This window comes from Gymnodinialimonas ulvae (assembly GCF_037543845.1).
GTDB lineage: Bacteria > Pseudomonadota > Alphaproteobacteria > Rhodobacterales > Rhodobacteraceae > Gymnodinialimonas > Gymnodinialimonas ulvae.
The window spans coordinates 1,461,381-1,482,356 of the sequence record NZ_JBBIFX010000001.1; the positions used below are offsets into that span (position 1 = coordinate 1,461,381).

23 protein-coding genes and 1 riboswitch are annotated in these 20,976 nt (G+C 65.6%); of the genes, 6 read left to right on the plus strand and 17 right to left on the minus strand.

Annotation, left to right across the window (positions count from 1 at the left end; genetic code table 11):
- Positions 1–33: 33 nt before the first annotated feature.
- From V8J83_RS07000 to cbiE, 7 genes are read right to left on the minus strand one after another with little or no spacing between them, the layout of a single operon-like run.
- Positions 34–357 carry a DUF1636 family protein gene (locus V8J83_RS07000; RefSeq protein WP_339984849.1) on the minus strand — a complete coding sequence of 108 codons (324 nt, stop codon included), beginning with the start codon at positions 355–357 and terminating at the stop codon, positions 34–36.
- On the minus strand, positions 354–1,091 hold the full coding sequence (gene cobF / locus V8J83_RS07005; RefSeq protein WP_339984851.1) for a precorrin-6A synthase (deacetylating): 738 nt from the start codon (positions 1,089–1,091) through the stop codon (positions 354–356). The genes V8J83_RS07000 and cobF overlap by 4 nt, the downstream gene beginning before the upstream one ends.
- Complete coding sequence (gene cobA / locus V8J83_RS07010) at positions 1,088–1,810, minus strand: uroporphyrinogen-III C-methyltransferase (protein ID WP_339984853.1); 723 nt, start codon at positions 1,808–1,810, stop codon at positions 1,088–1,090. The genes cobF and cobA overlap by 4 nt, the downstream gene beginning before the upstream one ends.
- Entirely contained in the window at positions 1,807–3,111 is a 1,305-nt protein-coding gene (locus V8J83_RS07015) for a cobyrinic acid a,c-diamide synthase CobB (protein WP_339984854.1), read from the minus strand. The genes cobA and V8J83_RS07015 overlap by 4 nt, the downstream gene beginning before the upstream one ends.
- On the minus strand, positions 3,104–3,898 hold the full coding sequence (gene cobM, locus V8J83_RS07020) for a precorrin-4 C(11)-methyltransferase (RefSeq protein ID WP_339984855.1): 795 nt from the start codon (positions 3,896–3,898) through the stop codon (positions 3,104–3,106). The genes V8J83_RS07015 and cobM overlap by 8 nt, the downstream gene beginning before the upstream one ends.
- Positions 3,895–4,263 carry a cobalamin biosynthesis protein gene (locus tag V8J83_RS07025; RefSeq protein WP_339984856.1) on the minus strand — a complete coding sequence of 123 codons (369 nt, stop codon included), beginning with the start codon at positions 4,261–4,263 and terminating at the stop codon, positions 3,895–3,897. Before V8J83_RS07025 ends, cobM begins: the two co-directional genes overlap by 4 nt.
- A complete protein-coding gene (gene cbiE, locus V8J83_RS07030) occupies positions 4,245–5,432 on the minus strand; it encodes a precorrin-6y C5,15-methyltransferase (decarboxylating) subunit CbiE (RefSeq protein WP_339984857.1) in 1,188 nt (395 codons plus the stop codon). Before cbiE ends, V8J83_RS07025 begins: the two co-directional genes overlap by 19 nt.
- Here cbiE and V8J83_RS07035 point away from each other — a divergent pair.
- The gene (locus V8J83_RS07035; protein ID WP_339984858.1) at positions 5,431–6,183 is read left to right on the plus strand and encodes a cobalt-precorrin-6A reductase; all 753 of its coding nucleotides are present in this window, start codon (positions 5,431–5,433) and stop codon (positions 6,181–6,183) included. The genes cbiE and V8J83_RS07035 overlap by 2 nt on opposite strands.
- On the opposite strand, the gene cobJ is transcribed toward V8J83_RS07035, so the two are convergent.
- The 7 genes from cobJ to V8J83_RS07070 are packed head-to-tail and all read right to left on the minus strand — an operon-like array spanning position 6,159 to position 13,827.
- Positions 6,159–6,896 (minus strand): precorrin-3B C(17)-methyltransferase, encoded by a 738-nt coding sequence (gene cobJ, locus V8J83_RS07040; protein WP_339984860.1) that lies wholly within the window; start codon positions 6,894–6,896, stop codon positions 6,159–6,161. The genes V8J83_RS07035 and cobJ overlap by 25 nt on opposite strands.
- A complete protein-coding gene (locus V8J83_RS07045; RefSeq protein ID WP_339984862.1) occupies positions 6,893–7,633 on the minus strand; it encodes a precorrin-2 C(20)-methyltransferase in 741 nt (246 codons plus the stop codon). Before V8J83_RS07045 ends, cobJ begins: the two co-directional genes overlap by 4 nt.
- Entirely contained in the window at positions 7,630–8,259 is a 630-nt protein-coding gene (locus tag V8J83_RS07050) for a precorrin-8X methylmutase (protein WP_339984864.1), read from the minus strand. The genes V8J83_RS07045 and V8J83_RS07050 overlap by 4 nt, the downstream gene beginning before the upstream one ends.
- The gene (locus V8J83_RS07055) at positions 8,249–9,118 is read right to left on the minus strand and encodes a ferredoxin-like domain-containing protein (protein WP_339984866.1); all 870 of its coding nucleotides are present in this window, start codon (positions 9,116–9,118) and stop codon (positions 8,249–8,251) included. Before V8J83_RS07055 ends, V8J83_RS07050 begins: the two co-directional genes overlap by 11 nt.
- Entirely contained in the window at positions 9,115–12,360 is a 3,246-nt protein-coding gene (gene cobN / locus V8J83_RS07060; protein WP_339984868.1) for a cobaltochelatase subunit CobN, read from the minus strand. The genes V8J83_RS07055 and cobN overlap by 4 nt, the downstream gene beginning before the upstream one ends.
- A gap of 6 nt (positions 12,361–12,366) precedes the next feature.
- A complete protein-coding gene (gene cobW / locus V8J83_RS07065; RefSeq protein WP_339984870.1) occupies positions 12,367–13,422 on the minus strand; it encodes a cobalamin biosynthesis protein CobW in 1,056 nt (351 codons plus the stop codon).
- Between the two features lie 3 nt (positions 13,423–13,425).
- Positions 13,426–13,827, minus strand: a complete 402-nt coding sequence (locus V8J83_RS07070; RefSeq protein WP_339984872.1) for a DUF1636 family protein — start codon at positions 13,825–13,827, stop codon at positions 13,426–13,428.
- A 33-nt stretch (positions 13,828–13,860) separates the two neighbouring features.
- Positions 13,861–14,042: riboswitch (cobalamin riboswitch) on the minus strand.
- Between the two features lie 79 nt (positions 14,043–14,121).
- On the opposite strand from V8J83_RS07070, the gene cobO reads away from it, so the two are divergent.
- Together cobO and V8J83_RS07080 are read left to right on the plus strand one after the other, a co-directional pair.
- Positions 14,122–14,736 carry a cob(I)yrinic acid a,c-diamide adenosyltransferase gene (gene cobO / locus V8J83_RS07075; protein WP_339984874.1) on the plus strand — a complete coding sequence of 205 codons (615 nt, stop codon included), beginning with the start codon at positions 14,122–14,124 and terminating at the stop codon, positions 14,734–14,736.
- 32 nt (positions 14,737–14,768) lie between these two features.
- Positions 14,769–16,214: a cobyric acid synthase gene (locus tag V8J83_RS07080; RefSeq protein ID WP_339984876.1), complete on the plus strand. Its 1,446-nt coding sequence runs from the start codon at positions 14,769–14,771 to the stop codon at positions 16,212–16,214.
- A 131-nt stretch (positions 16,215–16,345) separates the two neighbouring features.
- Here the strand turns inward: V8J83_RS07080 and V8J83_RS07085 are convergent, their stop codons facing one another.
- The 3 genes from V8J83_RS07085 to V8J83_RS07095 all read right to left on the minus strand — a co-directional run bounded on the left by V8J83_RS07085 (position 16,346) and on the right by V8J83_RS07095 (position 19,072).
- On the minus strand, positions 16,346–16,999 hold the full coding sequence (locus V8J83_RS07085; RefSeq protein ID WP_339984878.1) for an SOS response-associated peptidase: 654 nt from the start codon (positions 16,997–16,999) through the stop codon (positions 16,346–16,348).
- A gap of 116 nt (positions 17,000–17,115) precedes the next feature.
- The gene (locus tag V8J83_RS07090) at positions 17,116–17,283 is read right to left on the minus strand and encodes a hypothetical protein (protein WP_339984880.1); all 168 of its coding nucleotides are present in this window, start codon (positions 17,281–17,283) and stop codon (positions 17,116–17,118) included.
- Between the two features lie 190 nt (positions 17,284–17,473).
- Positions 17,474–19,072: a bifunctional metallophosphatase/5'-nucleotidase gene (locus V8J83_RS07095; protein WP_339984882.1), complete on the minus strand. Its 1,599-nt coding sequence runs from the start codon at positions 19,070–19,072 to the stop codon at positions 17,474–17,476.
- Positions 19,073–19,196: 124 nt separating this feature from the next.
- Between V8J83_RS07095 and V8J83_RS07100 the strand changes: the two genes are divergently transcribed.
- Genes V8J83_RS07100 through arsC form a run of 3 tightly spaced genes read left to right on the plus strand, consistent with a single transcriptional unit; the run spans position 19,197 to position 20,930 of the window.
- Entirely contained in the window at positions 19,197–19,532 is a 336-nt protein-coding gene (locus V8J83_RS07100) for a DUF952 domain-containing protein (protein WP_339984884.1), read from the plus strand.
- A gap of 1 nt (position 19,533) precedes the next feature.
- Positions 19,534–20,592 (plus strand): quinone-dependent dihydroorotate dehydrogenase, encoded by a 1,059-nt coding sequence (locus V8J83_RS07105; RefSeq protein ID WP_339984886.1) that lies wholly within the window; start codon positions 19,534–19,536, stop codon positions 20,590–20,592.
- Entirely contained in the window at positions 20,583–20,930 is a 348-nt protein-coding gene (gene arsC / locus V8J83_RS07110; RefSeq protein WP_339984887.1) for an arsenate reductase (glutaredoxin), read from the plus strand. Before V8J83_RS07105 ends, arsC begins: the two co-directional genes overlap by 10 nt.
- The last annotated feature ends 46 nt before the right edge of the window (positions 20,931–20,976 follow it).

Here is a 20,976-nt window from a genome sequence, read left to right on the forward strand (position 1 = left end):
TTCCTTGTTTCAAAAATACTCAAAAAAAGACGCTTAATCGAGCGCAGGCACCCGGCCCTGAAGGCAAAACCGCAGACGCCCACACGCGGTCGCATCCTCGATCCATCCGCCCGGAGCCTCGAGATACGTGCGCAGGGTTGCGATGATGTCGGCGCGGTCCGTCACCGGATCGACACCGGCGAAAAAATAGGTCGCCCGCCCCGTCCCCTGAAGCGCAAGGCTCACCGGATTGGCACAGGCGTTCATGCAGGATTGCGGTTCAACCTGTGCCCGCAGACCGGCCGCATCCACCGCCGCCTGAAGCGCCGCGATATCCGCCCCGTCGCAGCTGGTGCACAGCCGCAGGACCGCGCTCATTCCAACCCCTCCGGACGCAGCAGATAGGTGTCCATGATCCAGCCATGGCGCGTGCGGGCCTCCGCCCGACGCGCAATGATCCGTGGCGCCGCCTCGGCCAGTATTCCGGCTTCGAGCACCTGCTCCGCCATCCCCAGATACGCCCCCCACCAGATCCGCAGATCGGTCCGGTCGAGGGTGGTGAAGCTGCACTCACCATCCAACATCACAACCATGCTTTCGGTCCCGTCCGGCCAGCCATGGGCCCGCAATCGCCGTCCCGTCGTCACGGTGACGGCTCCGGCGAGCGTGTTGAACGTGATCCCATGGGCCGCGGTCAGCGCGCTCAGCGCCGTGATCCCAGGTACGACGCGAATGCGGGGCACCGGCCGCAAGCGCTGCGCGATCCTCAGGGTGCTGTCGTAGAGCGATGGATCACCCCACACCAAAAGCGCAACCGGGCCGCCCTCATGCCCAAGTGCCGCCACCCAACGCCGGGCGATCTCATCGTGCCACGCCATCACCCTCGCGCGATACGGCACTGCCTCATCGCGCTCCGGGTAATCAAATTCCACGATCCGTCCCGTGGCCCCCGCATCTTGCAAAATCCGGTGCCGCAGGTCCGCCAGATCGTCTTTGCCGGGCCCCTTGCGTGGCACCAGAAGGACGCGGGCCGTCCGCAGCGCGCGCTGCGCCTCAAGCGTGACATGCTCCGGATTGCCCGTGCCGATCCCAATCAGAGACAGCTCCATCATTCCGGTTCTGCCAGCGGCCCATAAAGGATCAGCGCCGGGGCGGTGCCGATTTCGCCCTTCAATCGCTCCACCAGATCCGCCACGCACATCCGGAAAAGCGCCTGTTCCGGCGTGCTGACGCACTCGGCCAGAAGCGCGGGCGTCTCGGGCGGCAGGCCCCGTTCGATCAGGGCCGCAGCCAGGATCGGAAAGGTCCGCTTACCCATGAACACCACGGTCGAGGCCGTTGGATCGGCCAAGGCCTCAAGCGAAATATCGTCGGGCAATGCGCCGCTTGCGTCATGGCCCGTGACGAATTGCACCCGCCGCGCCGTCAGCCGCCGCGTCAACGGGATGCCATGGGCCGCCGCCGCCGCAATTGCGCTTGGCACGCCGGGGATGATCTCATAGGCGATGCCCGCCTCCCGCAACGCGACAAGCTCCTCTTCCAGCCGTCCGAACAGCCCGCTGTCGCCGGATTTCAACCGCACGACACGCCCGCCCTGTTGTGCATATTCCACGAGCAATTGGGATACGTGGCGCTGCTTTGGAGACGGGCGACCGGCGCGTTTGCCGACGCCGACCAAATCGGCCCCCGCACGCGCATGGGTCAGGATCGGACCGCTCGACAGGTCATCGAACAGAACCGCATCGGCGCGTTTCAACCGGTCCACCGCCTTGAGTGTCAGAAGCTCCGGATCACCGGGGCCGGAGCCAACGAAGGAAACGAAACCTGTCATCCTTCCTCCGCGATCATATGAAAGAACGTGCCCGTCACATTGCCCCTGATCGAGCCGGTCTCGGGCACCGGATTGCCGTCTGCATCGGATACTTTGGCCAGTGGGGCGTCGGGTTCTTCTACAACAACTGTATAGTGAAATTCATGCCCGCGCAGGACGGCACCGGGCGCAAAGCCCATCATGCCCGCCTGCAGCACCGCGCGCCGGTAGCCGAGGTGAAACTTTCGCTTCTCGAACGACGTCACAAGCCCGAGCAGCCCGGCCATCGCGTGACGCGCACCCGACTTGTCGATCAACACCTCGCCCAACGCCATGTAGCCGCCGCATTCACCATGGACCGGCTTGGTCTGAGCATGGGCGCGCAGCCCGTCCAAGAAGGTCGTGGCGGCCGCCAATCGCCCGGCATGGAGTTCCGGGTATCCGCCCGGAAGCCAGACCAGATCGGCCTCGGGCGGCGCCTCGTCGGCCAAGGGAGAAAACGGAAGAATCTCCGCTCCGGCCGCGCGCCAGCCTTCCAGAAGATGCGGATATGTAAAGGAAAACGCGGCATCCCGGGCCAAGGCGATGCGTTGCGCTGGTGGCTTTGGCAAAGCGCCCGAAGGCAAGGCCCCACCCCGCGCGGCCGCCCTGATCGCGTCAAGATCCACATTCTCGCGCAGGAACGCGGCATATCCCGCAATCGCCGCTTCCAGATCGGGATGCTCCACCGCCTGGATCAACCCCAGATGCCGCTCCGGCAGGGCCAGATCACCGCGTCGGGGCAACACGCCGAGCACGGTCAAACCCGCCGCATCCATACCCCTGCGGATCAGCCGTTCATGCCGGGGGGAGGCCACGCGGTTTACGATAACGCCCGCGAACGGCAGATCCGGCGCGTAGGCTTGAAACCCAAGTGCGGTGGCCGCCGCCGATTGCGCCTGTCCGCCCGCGTCGATCACCAAAACCACAGGCCAACCCATCCGCCGGGCCGTCTCGGCGCTTGAGCCGAAGCCCGCCTGCCCCTGCGTGGCGACCCCGTCATAGAGCCCCATTGAGCCCTCCGCGACGCAGATCTCCGCGCCCGCGGACTGCGCTGCGATTCCGTCCAGCAAGGCGCCGTCCATCGCCCAGGTATCAAGGTTGAACGAAGCTCGCCCGGCTGCAGCAAGATGGAACGCCGGGTCGATGTAATCCGGCCCGCTCTTGAACGGCTGCACCGCCATCCCATCCTCGCGCAGCGCTCGCAAAAGCCCCAACATCACGGTCGTCTTGCCCGTGCCCGAAGCCGGGGCCGACACCATCAGACCAACGGGATCAGTCATCGCCATGCTTCCATTCGCTCCAGGGGCTGTCGGCACTTTGGGGCCGATAGCGACGATCATAATCCGCCGCGTAAAGCCGCGACTCCGCAAAATCGCCCGCGCCGATCGCCGGTCCGACCAAGATCAGTGCGGTGCGCGCGATGCCGTCGTCGACGGCCGCTTCCAATGTGCCAAGCGTCGCCCGGATCACCCGCTCATCGGGCCAGGACGCCCGGTAGACCACCGCCACCGGACAATCCGCGCCGTAACATGGCACCAGGTCCGACACGACTTTCGCCATCTGCCCAATCGACAGATGCAGCGCCAGCGTCGCGCCCGTGCGCCCGAAATTCGCCAAGCTCTCGCCCTCCGGCATCGACGTGGCCTTGCCCTGCGTCCGCGTCAGGATCAGGGATTGCCCGATCCCCGGCAGCGTCAGTTCCTGCCCCAGGCTTGCCGCTGCCGCCGCGAAGGAGGGCACGCCCGGCGTCACCGTGTAGGGGATGCGCAGCGCTTCCAATCGGCGAATCTGCTCGCCCATCGCCGACCAGACGGACAAATCACCCGAATGCAGCCGCGCGACATCCTTGCCCGCGTCATGGGCGACCGCGATGGTTCCGATGATCTCGTCGAGCGACAGGGGCGCCGTGTTGACCACCTGCGCGCCCTCGGGGCAATGGTCCAGCACCGCCTCGGGTACCAGTGATCCGGCATAAAGGCAGACCGGGCATGACGCGATCAAATCGCGCCCCCTCAGGGTCAGAAGGTCCGGCGCGCCGGGACCCGCGCCGATGAAATGCACACTCATTCCGCCGTCTCCGCCAAGGCGCAGGTCGCGCATCCATCATCGGAAATCACCCGGACCTTAACCAGCTTTGCCCCTGCACCGGCCGCCGCCAACGCGGCCGCCTCCGCCACCGATCCGGTGCCGCGTTCCGCCAGAGAGGTGAAGCTTTGCGTCACCGTTTCCTGCCGCACCAAATCGCGCGCTTCGACCGCGACAATTGTGAGGTGGCGGGCCGTTGCGAATTCTGAAAACACCCCCGGCACCTTGTCCAGAACGGTCGCCAACCGCCCGGCAGCGCCCGCTTTTTCGTAGGCATCGGCCAGGCTATCCACCGTGGCCGCGCCGCGAAATCCGAACCCCGCCACAATCATCGCGTCACGCTCCATTGAACCACCGGATAAGCCGCTTTCCAGCCGCGTTTCGACCCCATCGGAGCGGCTGTAGCGATCTCCACTTTCATCAACTCCCCCCCGAAGGCCGCGTGCCATCCTGCCAGCAGCGCCTCCGTCTCCAACGTCACCGAACTTACCACGACACGCGTGCCATCTGGTACCACGTCCCACAGTTTCGTGCGCATCTCGGTGTCCATGCCGCCACCCACAAAGACCGCCTCGGGGCGGTCCAGCGCGGACAAGACCTCCGGCGCGCTGCCTTCGACAATCGTCAGACGATGCGAGACGCCGAACGCCTCCGCATTCGCACGGATCAACGCACATCGATCGGCGCGCGGCTCCACGATCGTTGCCCGGCACGACGGCTCCGCCAACAGCCATTCCACCGCGATGGAACCCGACCCGCCACCGATATCCCACAGGTGTTCGCCGTGGCGCGGAGCCAATGCCGAGAGCGTCATCGCCCGCAATGGACGTTTGGTCATAACGCCGTCGGTCTCGAAAAGGTCGTCCGGAAGGCCCGACGTTTTCGGCACCACCGCCCCGTCGCCCGCCACTGCCAGAGCAATGGCCACGGGATGCGCAAATCGGCCCTGCAGCGCCTCCGCCGTGCTGTGGGTCACGTGTTCCTTCGGCCCGCCCATGGCTTCGCAAATGGTCAATTCCGACGCGCCGAATCCGCTCTCGTGCAGCCACGCTGCAAAGGCGTGGACCGCGTCACCGTCACGCAAGGTCGCGATCACCCGTGCGCCCGGTGCCAAGTGCGCCCGCATCCGCGCAAAGGGCGCCGCATGCAAGCCGACGCAGGCCACATCCTCCAACGGCCACCCCAGCCGCGCCGCGACCAGGCCAAAAATCGACACGCCCGGAAACGCCCGCCATTGCCCCGAAAAATGCTTCGATATCCCACGCCCCGCACCGAACCAGAACGGATCGCCCGAGGCCAGCACCGCGACCTGTCGTCCGCGCAGCCCTTCAAGCACCGCATACCCGTCAGCAAAGGGTACCGGCCATTCCACCTTTTCCGCCGCATCCACCAGGCGCAGATGCCGCGCAGGGCCCATCACGACCTCAGCCGCGTCAAGCGCCTCACGGCTTGCAGCCGACAAGCCCCCCGGTCCATCTTCGCCAAGACCGATGATTGTGATCCAGGGCTCAGCCATGCAGACCAACCTCCTGATCCTTGGCGGCACGACTGAGGCCACAGCGCTGGCCCGCGCCGTGGCCGAGGCGGGCCTTGCCGGCACCGTCAGCTTCGCGGGCCGCGTCGAGCGTCCCGTGCGACAGCCCCTGCCGCAGCGCGTGGGCGGGTTCGGCGGGACGGACGGGCTCGCAACCTACCTGCGGGATCACAAGATCACGCATCTGGTCGACGCCACGCATCCATTTGCCGCCCAGATGAGCTTTAACGCCGTGGCCGCCGCGACTGCGGCGCAGGTGCCACTGGTCGCGCTGACCCGCCCGCCGTGGCGCGCGCAAGCGGGCGATGACTGGACCCACGTCCCCGACATCGGCGCGGCCGTCGCGGCCCTCGACCGTGCGCCGTGCAATGTCATGCTCGCCGTGGGCCGCATGCATCTGGCCGATTTCGCACCTAACCCGCAGCATCGCTATCTCTTGCGCCTCGTGGACCCGCCTAAAACCGCGCTGCCCCTGCCGCTGACCGAAACCGTCGTCGATCGCGGCCCGTTTTCCGAGGCCGCCGACACAGCCTTGATGCAGGCCCACAACATCGACCTCATCGTGTCGAAAAATTCCGGCGGCACCGGTGCTTATGCGAAACTTGCCGCCGCACGCAGCCTGCGGCTTCCGGTCCTCATGATTGACCGTCCGGCGCAGCCCGAGCGGTCTGAGTTGGCCACCCCCGCCGACATCCTCAATTGGGTTCATCATTCCACCGACCTCGGGGTATAGACCCAATCGCCAACGCGCCGCGTGCGCGAAGATCCCACCAAAACCACCGTCCGCATATCCGCCATCTCCGGTGTCGCATCGGCCAGCCGGACCACATTCAAAGCCTCTTCCGCCGTCGACACAGCCCGGGCGAACACGATCAGCCGCTCCGGTTCACAAGCCTCGCGCAACACCTCCAACACCCGCCCGAACCCTTCGGGCCGCGCCTTGGAGCGTGGGTTGTAGAACGCCATCGCGAAATCCGCCTCCGCCGCAAGGCGCAAACGTTTTTCTATAAGATCCCACGGCTTGAGATTGTCACTCAGGTTGATCGCGCAGAAATCATGGCCCAGAACGGCCCCCGCCCTGGCCGAGCCCGCGAACATCGCCGAAATGCCCGGCAGCACGCGCACATCCAGCGACAACCACCCGAGCGGTCCGGCCTCCAGCGCTTCGAATACCGCGCTGGCCATGGCGAAGACACCCGGATCGCCGGACGACACCACAACCACGCGCTTGCCTTCCGCCGCCATGTGCAGGGCATGTGTGGCGCGGTCCAACTCCACCCGATTGTCGCTTTCATGCAGCGTCAGGCCATCGCGTGCCGCCACGCGGCGGACATAGGGGATATAGCCCACCACGTCGGTCGCCTGCGCCAAAATGTCGGTTACCTCCGGCGTCACCATGGCCGTATCTCCCGGCCCGAGGCCCGCAACGACCACCCAGCCGGTCACGGTCGCCGCCCCTGCCCATGCACGACGATAATCGAAAAATAGGGCAATGTTTCACCCCCATGATCCGACAGGGCGCAGACGCTCTGCCCCTCCATCGCGGCGTATTGCACCAGGACCGCACGCTCCGCCTTGCCCGCCGCCTGCAACGCCCGGCGCACCTTCGTAAGGTTGCGACCGATCTTCATAACGACCAACGCATCCGCCCGCGCCATGGCGTCGCGCAACGTGTCTTCGTCCAGCGTCCCCATCACAACCGATAACACATCGTCGCCCCATGTGATCGGGGTGCCCGTCGCGGTCCAGGCCGCCGACATGCCCGTGATCGCGGGCACGACCTGCACCTCGCATCGGTCTTTCAACCGCTCATAAAGATGCATGAACGAGCCGTAGAAGAACGGATCGCCCTCGCACAACACGACCACGTCCTCGCCCCCTGCCGTCAGCTTGCACAGATGCGCCGTGACCTCTGCGTAGAAGCCCGACAGCACCTCGTTGTAGCGCGGATCACTCAGCGGGATTTCCGTGGTCACAGGGTATTCCATCGCAAATTCAACGGCATCCGGGCGCAACATTCCGTCCACGATCTTTCGCGCACGACCGGCCCGGCCCGCTTTGCGGAAGAAGGCCACATGCTTGGCCGCGCGCAGAAGCCGATCCGCCTTCACGCTCATCAACTCCGGATCGCCCGGCCCGAGGCCGACGCCGTAAACACGGCCTTTTTTCCGTGGGGCGCTCATTCCGCGCGGCTCGCGATGGCGTTGATCGCCGCGACCGTGATGGCCGAGCCGCCCAACCGCCCCTCGACAATGATCGACGGCACCGGCTGCGCGGCCCATAACGCGTCCTTGCTTTCGCGCGCGCCCACGAAACCCACCGGGCATCCGATGATCGCCGCAGGGCGCGGGCAATCGGGGTCTTCCAACATCTCCAACAGGTGGAACAGGGCGGTCGGCGCGTTCCCGATGGCCACCAACGCGCCGTCAAGACGGTCGCGCCACAGCTCCAGCGCCGCGGCCGACCGCGTCGTGCCCAACTGTGCTGCCAGTCCCGGGACCCGCTCATCGCGCAGGGTGCAGACCACATCATTGGCGGCCGGAAGGCGCTTGCCCGTCACACCCTCGCTGACCATGTGGGCATCACACAAGATCGGCGCACCTGCTTCCAACGCCGCACGCGCCGCCGCGACCATGCCGTCAGACACCTTCACATGCGCCTCCAGCCCGACCATCCCGGCGGCGTGGATCATGCGCACCACAACCTGCTCCGCGTCTTCGGCGAAGCGTTCCAGATCGGCCTCCGCCCGGATCGTCGCAAAGCTTTCCAAGTAGATCGCCGCGCCGTCCTTTTCGTATTCATACGGCATCGACGCCGTCCCCTTCCGTGGTCGTTTCGGCCTTATTGTCCCGCGTCTGCGCCAGCGCAAGCTCCGGCAGATACAACGCGCGAAACGGCGTCACCCGCAATGCCGTGACACCGGGTTTCAACGCCATTCTCAGGGTTGCCGGCCGCAATCGACCTTCCTGCGCGACCACCCATGCCGGCCCGTCCGTCGAGATCGTTTCGGGCGCATTGGGCCGCGTCTCCCCGCACAAATCCTCGGGCAGGCGTGCGGCATGATCGACCAACCGGCCCCGGCCATCCGCGCCGATGCACCCCGACGCGATGAACCAACGCGCGATCTCAACGCAGCGCGCCACCGGGTCTGCAACAACGCCGCCGGTCTCGACCCCGTCCGCGCGCACGATCACCGCGTCACCGGCGGCTTCGATACGCACATCGCCCGGCACGTCCGACAGGACCCGTTTCGGGCCGACATCCACGACGAAACCGAATTTCTGTGGCAGCGTGCCGAAGGTCTTCTCCGCCAGCTTTTCGGCGAGGTCAGTCGCCAGAAGACTCGCTCGCTGGTCGAGAAATGGGCTTTGCGTTATGTTGACCCGTCCGCTTGGCGTGTGGTCGATCTCGGTCAGCCCCAGCGCGTCCAGTTCGGGCACCAGGGCCGCGTGATCCGCTGTGCTCAGCCCGCGCAATTGCAGGTTTGCGCGGTTCGTCAGCTCGATGAACCCTGCCCCGAAGCTCTCGGCCAAATCGGCAAGGCCCTGCGCCTGTGTGCGGGTCAAGGCCCCGCCCGGCACGCGAATACGCACCATCAACCCATCGTCCAGCGGCATGGGCCGCAAGACCGAAGGACACCAGCCCCAGGCCTTTCGATCGGCGTTCATTCCGCCGCCTCCAGATCGGCGAGGATCGAATTGCGCCGTGACACCCAAAGCCCCGCCGCGTGCAGGGCGGCAAAACGGTCGCGCATCGCGGCCAGCGCCTCGGGGTTGGCCGCGGCCAGAAACGCCTCGACGGCTGCGTCTCCCAGCGTCGCTTCATAGTACAAATCGAACAGGTGTGAGGGCACGACACCGGCCAACTGCGCGAACGCCGCCATGTTTTCCAAGGTTGCCGCGATCTCCGCAGCCCCGCGAAATCCGTGCCGCTGCATGCCCGTGATCCACCCCGGATGCGCCGCACGCGCATGCACAACGCGGGCCACTTCCTCGGTCAGCCCGCGCGCCCGGGGCCGTGACGGGTCCGTCACATCCATATGGTACAGCGCGGCCTTTCCGCCGGTGACGCCCTGCGCGGCGGCAAAACCCGCCTCATGGGTCGCGTAATCCTCGGCCAGAAGAATATCGGTCTCCGGCAGGTCCTGCAGATGCACGAAGGCCTCCGCCCCCGCGACCCGCGCCGCGATCCCATCGGCATCCTTGGCGATGGTTTCCCCGTCCAGCGCATAGGCCGAGGCCGCCAGCCAGGCCTCGCCCACCATCCGCTTCGCTTCGTCCGAATAATCGCCAAGATGTGCGCCAATCCCAACGCCGAAGGACCCAGGTGCCGGGCCATAGACCCGCGCTCCGGCGCGCCCGACAAACGGGTTCCAATCCGCCGCCTCGTCGCGGCCCGCCAGCGCCCGCACCGCCTGCTGGAACAACGCCGAAAGCGTCGGGAACACGTCGCGGAACAACCCTGACACGCGCAAGGTCACGTCGACGCGGGGCCGGTCCAATTCCGCGATCGGCAAAACCTCTATCCCGCTGACCCGTTCCGATCCCTCGTCCCACACCGGCCGCACGCCCAGTAGCGCCAGAGCCATGGCGAATTCCTCGCCCGCCGTGCGCATCGTCGCCGACCCCCACAAATCTACGATCAACCCCTTCGGGTAATCGCCCTCATCCTGCAAATGCCGCCGGATCAACTCGTCCGCCATCACACAACCCTGCGCATAGGCCGCGCGCGATGGCACCGACCGCGGGTCGGTCGTATACAAATTCCGCCCCGTCGGAAGGACATCGAGCCGCCCGCGATAGGGCGAGCCGCTTGGCCCCGCCTCGATCCGGTGCCCCGCCAAAGCGGCAAGGAGGCTGGCGCGCTCCGCAACGGCGGAGGCGCGGCTGTCGAACGCCGCCTGCCCCGGTTCTTCCCGCCCCCAGACGTGCAAGCCATCGCCGAACTGGCTCTCCTTCACGTCGCAGACAAACCGGTCGATCCGCGTGATCGCCTCTGCCGAACACGATGCCGCCTCCAGCCCCAGATCGCCCTCAACCCCCAGCGCCTGCGCCTCGGCGCGGATGTCTTCCTGCAACCGGTCGCGCCGCTTGGGATCCAACCCGTCGGCGTTGGAAAACTCGTCCAGCAGCGCCTCCAACCGTGCCAACCGCGCCGGCGTTTCCGATGGCCTCAAAGGCGGCGGGATATGGCCCAACGTGATGGCCCCGATGCGCCGTTTCGCCTGCGCCGCCTCGCCCGGATCGTTGACAATGAACGGATAGATCACCGGCAAATCCCCGGTCAGCGCCTCGGGCCAGCACCCCTCCGACAGGGCCACGGCCTTGCCCGGCAACCACTCCAGTGTTCCATGCGCCCCGATGTGAATGAGCGCGTCCGCATGGGCCTGCATCCACAGGTAGAACGCGACATATCCATGCCGTGGCACCCGCGCGAGGTCGTGATATTCCGCGTCCCTCAGCGCCGGGTTGCCCCGCTCCGGTTGCAACGCCACCCAGGTGTTCCCGCGCCGCAATATGGGCAGGGCCAGCCCCTCTTCGACTGCGTCCGCATCCGCCTCGCAGGCGCCCCAGGCTGCATGAAGATCATCCTGCAAGCTTTTGGTAAGGCTGGATAAAGCCGCCCTGTACTCTGGGAATGGCCAGACCACCTGCGCCGCGCGCAAATCCTCCGCCCCCAGCCCACCGGCCTCGCCCAAATCCTCCAGGATGGCCGAGGCCGAAGCCATCGCATCCAGCCCCACCGCATGGGCCATATTCCACGCGCGCCCGGGATAGGTGCTGAGCACCAGCGCCACCTGCCGCCCCTCCGACATGGCCAGCCTGTGCCACGCCGCCACGCGCCGCGCGACCGCCTCGACGCGGCCCGCCTGCGCCCGGTGCACATAGCGCGCGTATTGCAAATCATCATCGCGCGCCTGCGGCTCCTTGAAGCTCACCGCGCCGCCGAAAATCCGCCCGTCGACCTCCGGCAACACCACATGCATCGCCAGATCGGCGGGCGACAATCCGCGCTCGGCTTCGGCCCAGGCCTCTTCCGTAGAGGTCGCCAATGCCACCTGAAACACCGGCACTCCGCCTGCATCGAGTGGCGAGGTACCCGCCGCGCCCTTGCCGGAAAATGACGTCGCATTGACCACCGCCACTGGCTCAAGATGCGCCACCATACGGGCCATCCATTCCGCCGCCCCCGGCGCCTTCAGCGACGGCGCGAACAGGCCCGTCACGGCAAAGCCCTGCGCCCGCAACGCGCCAAACAGCGCCTCGATCGGGGCCAGATCGGCCGCCACCAGATAGGATCGGTAGAACGTTATCAGAACCAGCTTTTCATTGCCCGCCAGCACCGGACAGCACACGCCATCTTCGGGCGTCCAGCCGCCAACCTGCGCCACGCCCTTCGCGCCCTTCACCGGCCCCGCATAAAGGCCGGAGGCCAACGCCATCTGCTGTAACGCGGCCTGCGCGGCCACCGCCCCACCCGCATCGCAAAGATGCTGCAACCGGCGCAATGTGCTGACAGGCAATGTCGAGATATCATCCAACCGCCTGTCCTCGCGCCCATCGGCGGGCAGCACCGCCAAGGCAATTCCGCGCGCCCGACACAGGGCCTCGATCTGCTGCAACCCGTAGGGCCAATAGGGCACGCCACCGATCAACCGGATCAGGATACCCTTCGCACCGGTAAGCGTCTGCTCCACGTAAGTGTCGACGGACAAAGGATGTTTCAGCGCAACGATATTGGCCAGCCGCAAGCTCGGAAGCGCGCCATCGGCACGGTTCCACCCTTCCGCAAACGCCCCAAGGTCGGAATCCGACAGCGACAGCACCACAAGATCGCCGGGCGTCTGGCCCAGGTCCTGCGGGGTCTCGGTCTCTTCTAACCCGTGGCTTTCGCGGAATATGACGTGCATGTCATGTTACTCAGCCGCCGTCGCCGTTTCCGGCGCCAGAACGGCCCGGATCGCGACCGGATCAACGTCGTCATGCTCGGCGATCACCACCAAACGCCCCGCACGGGGTCGGTCGCCCCAAGGCTGGTCATATTGGTGCCGCACCCGCGCGCCCACGGCCTGCACCAAAAGGCGCATCGGCTTGCCCGCGACGTCCGCATAGCCCTTCACGCGCAGGATATTCTGCTCCGTGGCAAGCCGTTCGATCCGCGCCACCAATTCCGCCGGATCTGCGACGGGCGCGATGTTCACAACGATGCTCTCGAAATCATCATGCTCATGAGCGTCGTGGCCATCGTGATGCGACGGGCGCGCTTCCATATCGTCTTCCGCCGCCGCTTCCAGCCCAAGGATAACGCGCGGGTCCACGCGACCTTCCGCGACCTCGACAATCGGCAAGCTGCGCGGTGCCTCCGCCTCGATCACAGCCTTCGCCTTCGCCACGCCGTCTGGCCCCGCCAGATCGGGCTTGGTGAGCAGCACGATGTCGGCACATGAAATCTGATCCTCGAACACTTCGCTCAATGGAGTCTCGTGGTCGATGCTCTCATCCGCCAATCGCTGCGCATCCACGCGCGCCACATCCGGCGCGAACCGGCCTGCCGCCACCGCCTCCGCATCGGCGAGCGCGATCACCCCGTCGACCGTGATTTTCGAGCGGATATCGGGCCAATCAAACGCCTTCAAAAGCGGCTTGGGCAACGCCAGGCCAGAGGTCTCGATCACGATATGTTCGGGCCGCGGCTCCAGTTTCATCAACGCTTCAATCGTCGGGATGAAATCATCGGCGACGGTGCAACAGATGCAGCCGTTGGCCAGCTCCATGATGTTTTCCGCCGGGCAATCGGGGATCGCGCAGCCCTTCAGGATCTCGCCATCGACGCCCACATCGCCAAACTCGTTGACCACGATGGCCAACCGTTTGCCGCCCGGGTTCTGCATCAATTGCGAGATCAGGGTCGTCTTTCCCGCCCCCAGAAACCCAGTCACGATCGTCACCGGCAGTTTCGCCAAATCAGCCATGTCTCATCCCCCCAGCTTGGGTGCGCCCGCCACGACCGGCGGAATGCGCGCAATGCAGTTTTTCTTGAAGTGATCGGGTCGTTGCCGCCACGGGATCACCCCATCGCTTGCGTCCCGGTATAGGGCCATGCCATCGGTCAGCAGGCCCAAATGCGACCCCTCATGGAGGTTTCCGTAGACATAAGTCCAGCGCGCGTCGCCGCCGCGCATCGCGACCGAACACCCGTGGTCGCAATTTTGCAGGCATTCCACCGCCGTCAACGTCACGCCATCGGGCATGCCGCCCGCTCGCAGACCCTCATAGAGCCGCTGGCCGGGCCGCTCCCCGTCTTCGGTCACATCCGCCCCGCGCTTGCATTTCACACAAACCAGGAGCTCGACCGGCGCCGTATCGGTATCCATCATTCCCCCAAGCCCGAGGCACCCCGCCCGGATCTAAAAGTTCCAAACCCGATGGCAGGTCTCCTGGCTTGTGGCTTTTGCTTCTGCCGCCTTCCCGGGCGTCTCGCCCAGTGGCCTATCGGCAGTCGCATACCACTCACAGTTGCGGGGGCAGCCGGGGCATCACACCCCATTCCCTCTTCGGCACCCGGCGGTGCACCATCGGCGAAAACACTGCTCACGGCCCGGCCCGCTTGTCAATCGGTCCGCGCGATGTCACCCCTTTGTCCGACGCCCCCAACCGCGATGCAGGACCCCATGACCCAGACCGACGAAAACGCCCGCCACAACGAGAAGATGAAAAAGATCAAGGCGGCCCGCGACAAGATGATGGAGACCAAGACCGAGGAAAAGGGCCTGATCATGGTCCATACCGGGTCGGGAAAGGGCAAATCGTCGTCGGGGTTCGGCATGGTCATGCGCGCGATCCAGCACGAGATGGGCTGTGCGGTGGTGCAGTTCATCAAGGGCAATTGGGACACCGGCGAGAAAAGCTTCCTGCGGACGCGCTTCGCCGATGAATGCCGCTTCTTCGTCTCGGGCGAGGGCTTCACCTGGGAAACCCAGGACCGCGAACGCGACATCGCCGCGGCGCAAAATGGCTGGAAAATCGCGCAAGAGCAAATCCTCGACCCCGCGATCGACTTCGTCCTGCTCGACGAAATCAACATCGCCCTGCGCTACGATTACCTCGACATCGACGAGGTCGTCGATTTCCTGCTCCACCAGAAACCGCAGATGACCCACGTCTGCCTGACGGGCCGCAACGCCAAACCCGAGCTGATCGAGGCCGCCGACCTGGTCACCGAAATGACCCTCGTCAAGCATCCCTTCCGCGATGGCGTTAAAGCGCAGAAAGGCATCGAATTCTGATGCCCACGCCCCCTAATCATGGCGCCTGATCCATGACCCGCGCGCTGATGATCCAGGGCACCGGCTCCAACGTGGGCAAATCCATGCTCGTCGCGGGCCTGTGCCGGATCGCGCAGCAAAACGGCCTGTCGGTCGCACCCTTCAAGCCGCAGAACATGTCCAACAATGCCGCCGTTACCTCCGATGGCGGCGAGATTGGCCGCGCGCAGGCCCTGCAAGCGCTGGCCTGTGGGCTCGCGCCCCACACCGACATGAACCCGGTCCTGCTCAAGCCCGAAACCGACACCGGTTCCCAGGTCATCGTGAACGGCAAGCGCCTCACCACCGTGCGCGCCCGCGACTACGCCACGCTCAAACCGCAACTCCTGCACGCCGTCACCGAAAGCTTCGACCGCCTCAAATCGCACCACGACCTGATCCTCGTCGAAGGCGCAGGCTCGCCGGCGGAGGTCAACCTGCGCCCCGGCGACATTGCCAATATGGGTTTCGCGCGCGCCACAGACACGCCCGTGGTCCTGTGCGGCGACATCGACCGTGGCGGCGTCATCGCGCAGATCGTGGGCACCCAGGCGGTCCTCGACCCCGCCGACGCCGCCCTCATCAAAGGCTTCATGATCAACAAGTTCCGTGGCGACCCGCACCTCTTCGACGATGGTTACAAGATCATCGAAGACCACACCGGCTGGCCCGGCTTCGGCGTCATCCCATGGTTCACCGAGGCCCACAGGCTGCCCGCCGAAGACGCGCTCGACATCACCACGCACGCCCGCACGCGGGGCCTGCACATCGTCTGCCTGCGTCTGTCGCGGATTGCCAATTTCGACGATATGGACCCGCTCGCGCAGGAGCCCTCCGTGCGCCTGACCATGCTCAACCCCGGCCAGGCCATCCCCGGAGACGCCGACGTGGTCATCCTCCCCGGCTCAAAATCCACGCGCGGCGACCTCGCCTTCCTGCGCGCCCAAGGCTGGGATATCGACCTCGCCGCCCATATCCGGCGCGGCGGGCACGTACTTGGCATTTGCGGAGGCTATCAGATGCTCGGCCGATCCATCGCCGACCCCGACGGCATCGAAGGCCCGCCCGGCACCGATCCCGGCTTGGGCCTGCTCGACGTCACGACGACCATGACCCCGAAGAAAACCCTCACGGAGGTCACCGCCCGCCACGCCGACACCGACGTGTCCGTGCGCGGCTACGAGATCCACATCGGCGAGACAGATGGCCCCGACCGCGCCCGCCCCTTCGCCCGGATCGACGGCACCACCGAGGGCGCGCAAAGTTCAAACGGCCTGATCACCGGAAGCTACTTGCATGGCCTGTTCCGCGATGACGCCTTCCGCGCCGCGTGGCTCGCGCGGTTCAATGCGACCAGCACCACCCAATACGACCAAAGTGTCGAACAAACCCTCGACGTCTTGGCCTCCCACCTGCGCCACCACCTCGACACCCGCGCCCTTTTCGCTGCCGCAAAATAACACCCGCCTCCAGGCGAACGCCCCCGCCCTCTTTGCTTCCGAAATACCTCGGGGGTCAGCGTCATTCCCTTGGGAAAGACGCGTCAGGGGGCAGCGCCCCCTCGCGCCCGTCAGGGCGCAAAAACAGACTCTCAAATCGGCTCAATCAACTCCGGCCCAGCCGCGCGGTTGGAATTCACCGCCCGGTCCACACGCCACCGCTGGTACGTCCCCTCCGGTGCCGCGCGCATCAAAGGCGCGCCCTTGTCACCGCTCTCGCCCAGCCACGTCGCCCAATCCGCCTGCGTGACCACGACAGGTTCCCGGTGATGGGTCTCGGCCATCCAATCGCTCGCCCCGGTCGTGACAATCGCGCAGGTCGGGATCGGATCGTCCGTGCCCCAGTTTTGCCAGATCCCCGCAAACACCAGCGGCCCGCCATCGGGACGCGAGAAATACCACGGCAGCCGCGTGTCGTCGGCATCCTTGGTCCATTCATAAAATCCCGTCGCCGGGATCAGGCACCGCCGCGCGCGCACCGCCGCCTTGAACGCGGGCTTCTCGGCAATCGTCTCGGCGCGGGCATTGATCAACAAAGGGCCGCCATTGGGGGCCTTGTACCAATGCGGCAGGAACCCCCAGCGCATCGCCCTGTACGACCGCGCGCCGTCGGACACGACCACGCCCACGCTCTGCGTCGGGCACAGATTATACGTGGGCGGTTCCGGCAGATCATTCGCCGGCGCAGCCTCAAACAGCTGCGCCATGGCGTCATTTGGATGGGTCATGGTCATGCGGCCACACATAGGCGCAGCCTAGAGCGCGGGCCGAAAAGTGGGAACCGGTTTTCGGATCAAACCGCGCGATATAGATGTCTCGACGCGGGCCGGATGGGGCGCCAAAATCCGGCGCCCGCTCCGTTTTATTTGCCGTAAACGCTCCTGTAGGCGATCTTCTGCGCGTCTTCGGGGAAGATGCCCAGGTCTTCCACGGCCAACTCGGGCGGCAACGCGGAAATTTCGGATACGATGCGGTTGTAGGCGGCCCGTTTGTGGGCTGCGGTGCGGATCGTAGTCAGGATCGAAGCCATGGTGATACTCCTTTAAGGCCTGCGGTTTCCGTCTCTCTCGATCGCAATATGGGAGCGCTAACATTTCTTACCAGTAAGTGTTTTTCAAAACCGGCCTTGCACCCAATGCATAGCACGCGCAGCGCATGGAAAACCGGCCCGGGGTGGCCCCGGACCGGTTCAATTTTACTGACAAACGACCAGGGCCGGATCATTCCGCCTGCGTGATACGCCCGTCGGTGTAGGGCTGATAAGGGCTGTTGGCGGCCACGTAATCGGCCACGACCTGCTCCAATCCGGGGCCGAAATCATACGCGTTCATGCCGTTCTCGGCGAAGACGGAATAACCGTCGCCACCGCCGCGCATGAAGTCGTTGGACACCACGCCATAGGTCGCCTCCATGTCAATCGGCTCGCCTGCGACCATCACGTTGGAAATCCGGCTGCCCGGCTCCGCACTCAGATCGAAGGTGTAGGACATGCCCGAGACCTGCGGGAACCGCCCCGCGCCGTCCTCGATCTCGCTCACCCCGTTCTCCAGCGCGGCCACAACATCGGCCCCGGTCAGGTCGAACGTCGCAAGCGCATTCTGGAACGGCAGCACGGTGAAGATCTCCCCCATCGTGACCTCGCCCGCATCAATCGAAGCGCGCAGGCCGCCACCGTTCTGAATGGCAATATCGACGCCCTGATCCCGCACCCGCTCCAGCATCGCGTCCGCCACAAGGTTGCCCATCGAGCATTCCATCGCGCGGCACACCGCCCGGTCACCCTCGATCATCTCGGCACTCTCGCCGATCACATCGGCCATCGTCTCTTCGATGGGCCCGCCAAGCTCGGCTACGCGCGCCGCGATCTCGGCATCGGGCTCCACCGACGCATCCAAAAGCATGCTGTCGCCCTGCGCGAAGATCACATCGCCCGCATCGTCGAAGGACACCTCAAGATGGCCAAGGTATTTCGAATAGGCATAGGCCTGAACGATCGGCACCATCGTCCCCTCGGGGTTCGAAATCCACGTCGGATAAGCATAGGCGCGATCGGGGTCCCGCGCGCTGAACAACGTGTGCGAATGCCCACCGACGATCACGTCGATGCCCGTCACCGCCTCGGCGATGCGGATGTCATCGGGCGTGCCGACATGCGTGAGCGCGATGATGATCCCCACACCCGCCTCGGTCAGCGCATCGACATCGGCCTGCAATGCGGTGATCTCGTCCTCGAATACCACATTCTCGCCGGGCGACGAAGTTTCGACCGTATCGGTGGCCAGCGCGCTGATCACGCCCACCTGCGTGCCATCCACATCCAGCACCACATGGTCCAGCAGCAGATCGGCCACCGCAGGTTCCGCGCTCACATCCAGGTTGCCCGCAATCACCGGGAAATCCACCTGGCTCAGGAACCGCGCAAAGCCCTCGGGGCCGTTGTTCCACTCGTGGTTGCCCGACGCCATCACGTCGAACCCGATGGCGTTCATCATTTCGGCGGCCGCATCGCCCTCGTAGGTGGTGAAAAAGAGGCTGCCCTGAAACTGGTCGCCCGCATCCATCACCAGCACGTTTTCACCCGCGCCCTCCAACTCATCGCGCAGCGTGTTGACCGCCGTGGCCACCCGCGCCACGCCACCAAAACACTCGCCCGCCGCGTCATCTTCGGCGCTACACGTGCTGTCGAACCGGTTGATCGGCTGAATGCGACTGTGCAGATCGTTGATATGCAGCAGGTGCAGCGTCGTATCAGCGGCTGCCGGCGCGGCAAGGCTCAGGCCCGCCAGAATCGCGGTTGATCCCAGAATGCGTGCAATCATTGAATTTCTCCCAGGTTTTTGTTGGACTGCCGACAGCTTGGCCTCGCGTCCGATGCAAGTAAAGCGCCCACATCACGCGACCGTGACACTTGACGCCACGCCACCCGCGGGCGAAACGCGCCGCATGCTGATCTACAAAATTCTCCACGCCGCCGAATGGGCCGAGCTTCAGGCCAGGGGCGAAACCCCTGGCGCGCCCATCGATGTGGCCGATGGCTTCGTGCATTTCTCCACCGGCACGCAGGCCCGCGAGACCGCCGCGCGCCATTTTGCGGGCGCCGAAGGCCTGATCCTCGCCGCCCTCAATGCCGACGACCTTGGTCCGGCCCTGAAGTGGGAGGTCTCGCGGGGCGGCGAGAAATTTCCGCACCTCTACGGACCGCTTCGTCTCGCCGATGTGCTCTGGCACGCGCCGCTGCCGCTTGAAAACGGCGCGCATGTGTTTCCGGACATGCCCTGACATGCTGGAACGCCTTGGCCTCAAACTTCTGCGCTCCGTCGATCCCGAACGCGCCCATGGCCTGGCGCTCACCGCGCTGCGCATGGGGCTTACGCCGCTGACCGGCCCCTACACCACACCGCGCCTCAGAACTCAGATCGCGGGCCTTGATCTGCCTAACCCGGTGGGCCTTGCCGCGGGCTTCGACAAGAACGCCGAAGCCGCGAAGGCCCTGCAACGCGCGGGCTTCGGGTTCATCGAGGTCGGCGCCGCCACCCCCCGTCCACAGCCCGGCAACCCGCGCCCGCGTCTGTTTCGCCTGACCGAGGATCGCGCCGCGATCAACCGCTTCGGCTTCAACAACGACGGGATGGACGCCATCGCAGACCGGCTCGCCGCCACCCCGCGCGAAATCCCCATCGGCCTCAATCTTGGCGCCAACAAGGACAGCGCCGACCGGCTGGAGGATTTCGCCGCCGTCTACCGCCGCTGCGCGCCCCATATCGATTTTGCCACGATCAACGTCTCTTCGCCCAACACCGAAAAACTGCGCGACCTGCAGGGCAAGGCGGCCTTGGCCGAGATCATCAAACGCGTCGATGCCGTACGACGGACCGCCGAAGACCCCGCCGCCCTCTTCCTCAAGATCGCGCCCGATCTGACGGCGCAGGACATCGAGGATATCGTCGAGGTCATTCTCGACGCCCCCGGCTCCATCTCCGCGATCATCGCCACCAACACGACCCTCGATCGCAATGGCCTGCACAGCGCCCATGGCGGCGAAAAGGGCGGCCTCTCCGGGCAGCCTCTGTTCGAGAAATCCACCCGCGTGCTCGCGCAACTCCACGCGCTGACACGCGGCACGATCCCGCTGATCGGCGTCGGCGGTGTCGCCTCGCCAGAGCAGGCCTATGCCAAGATCCGGGCGGGCGCGTCTGCGGTGCAGCTTTACACCGGCCTTGTCTATGGCGGGCTCAGCCTCGTGACGGATATCGCCAAAGGCCTCGACACCCTTCTCGAACGCGACGGGCATGCGCATGTGTCCGACGCCACCGGCACCGGAGTATCGGAATGGACCTGACCCTCTGGCACAACCCGCGCTGCTCGAAATCGCGGCAGGCGCTCGCGCTTCTCGAAGATTCGGGCCACGCCCCCGCCGTGCGCCTCTACCTGACGCAGCCGCCGTCCGAGGACGAGATCACCGCCCTGCTGGCCAGCCTCGGCTGCACGCCGCGCGACATGATGCGCACCGGCGAAAAGATGTACCGCGATCTGGGCCTCAAGGACGTCGACGACCCGGCCCTGATCGTGGCGATGGCCACACATCCGATCCTGATCGAACGCCCGGTTCTGCTGGCGGGCACACGTGCCGTGATCGGACGCCCGCCCGAACGCGTGCTGGGGCTTCTCAGCGACTGAACACGCGCCGAAGTCAGGTTAAAGAAACGTAAACAAAATCGCGTTT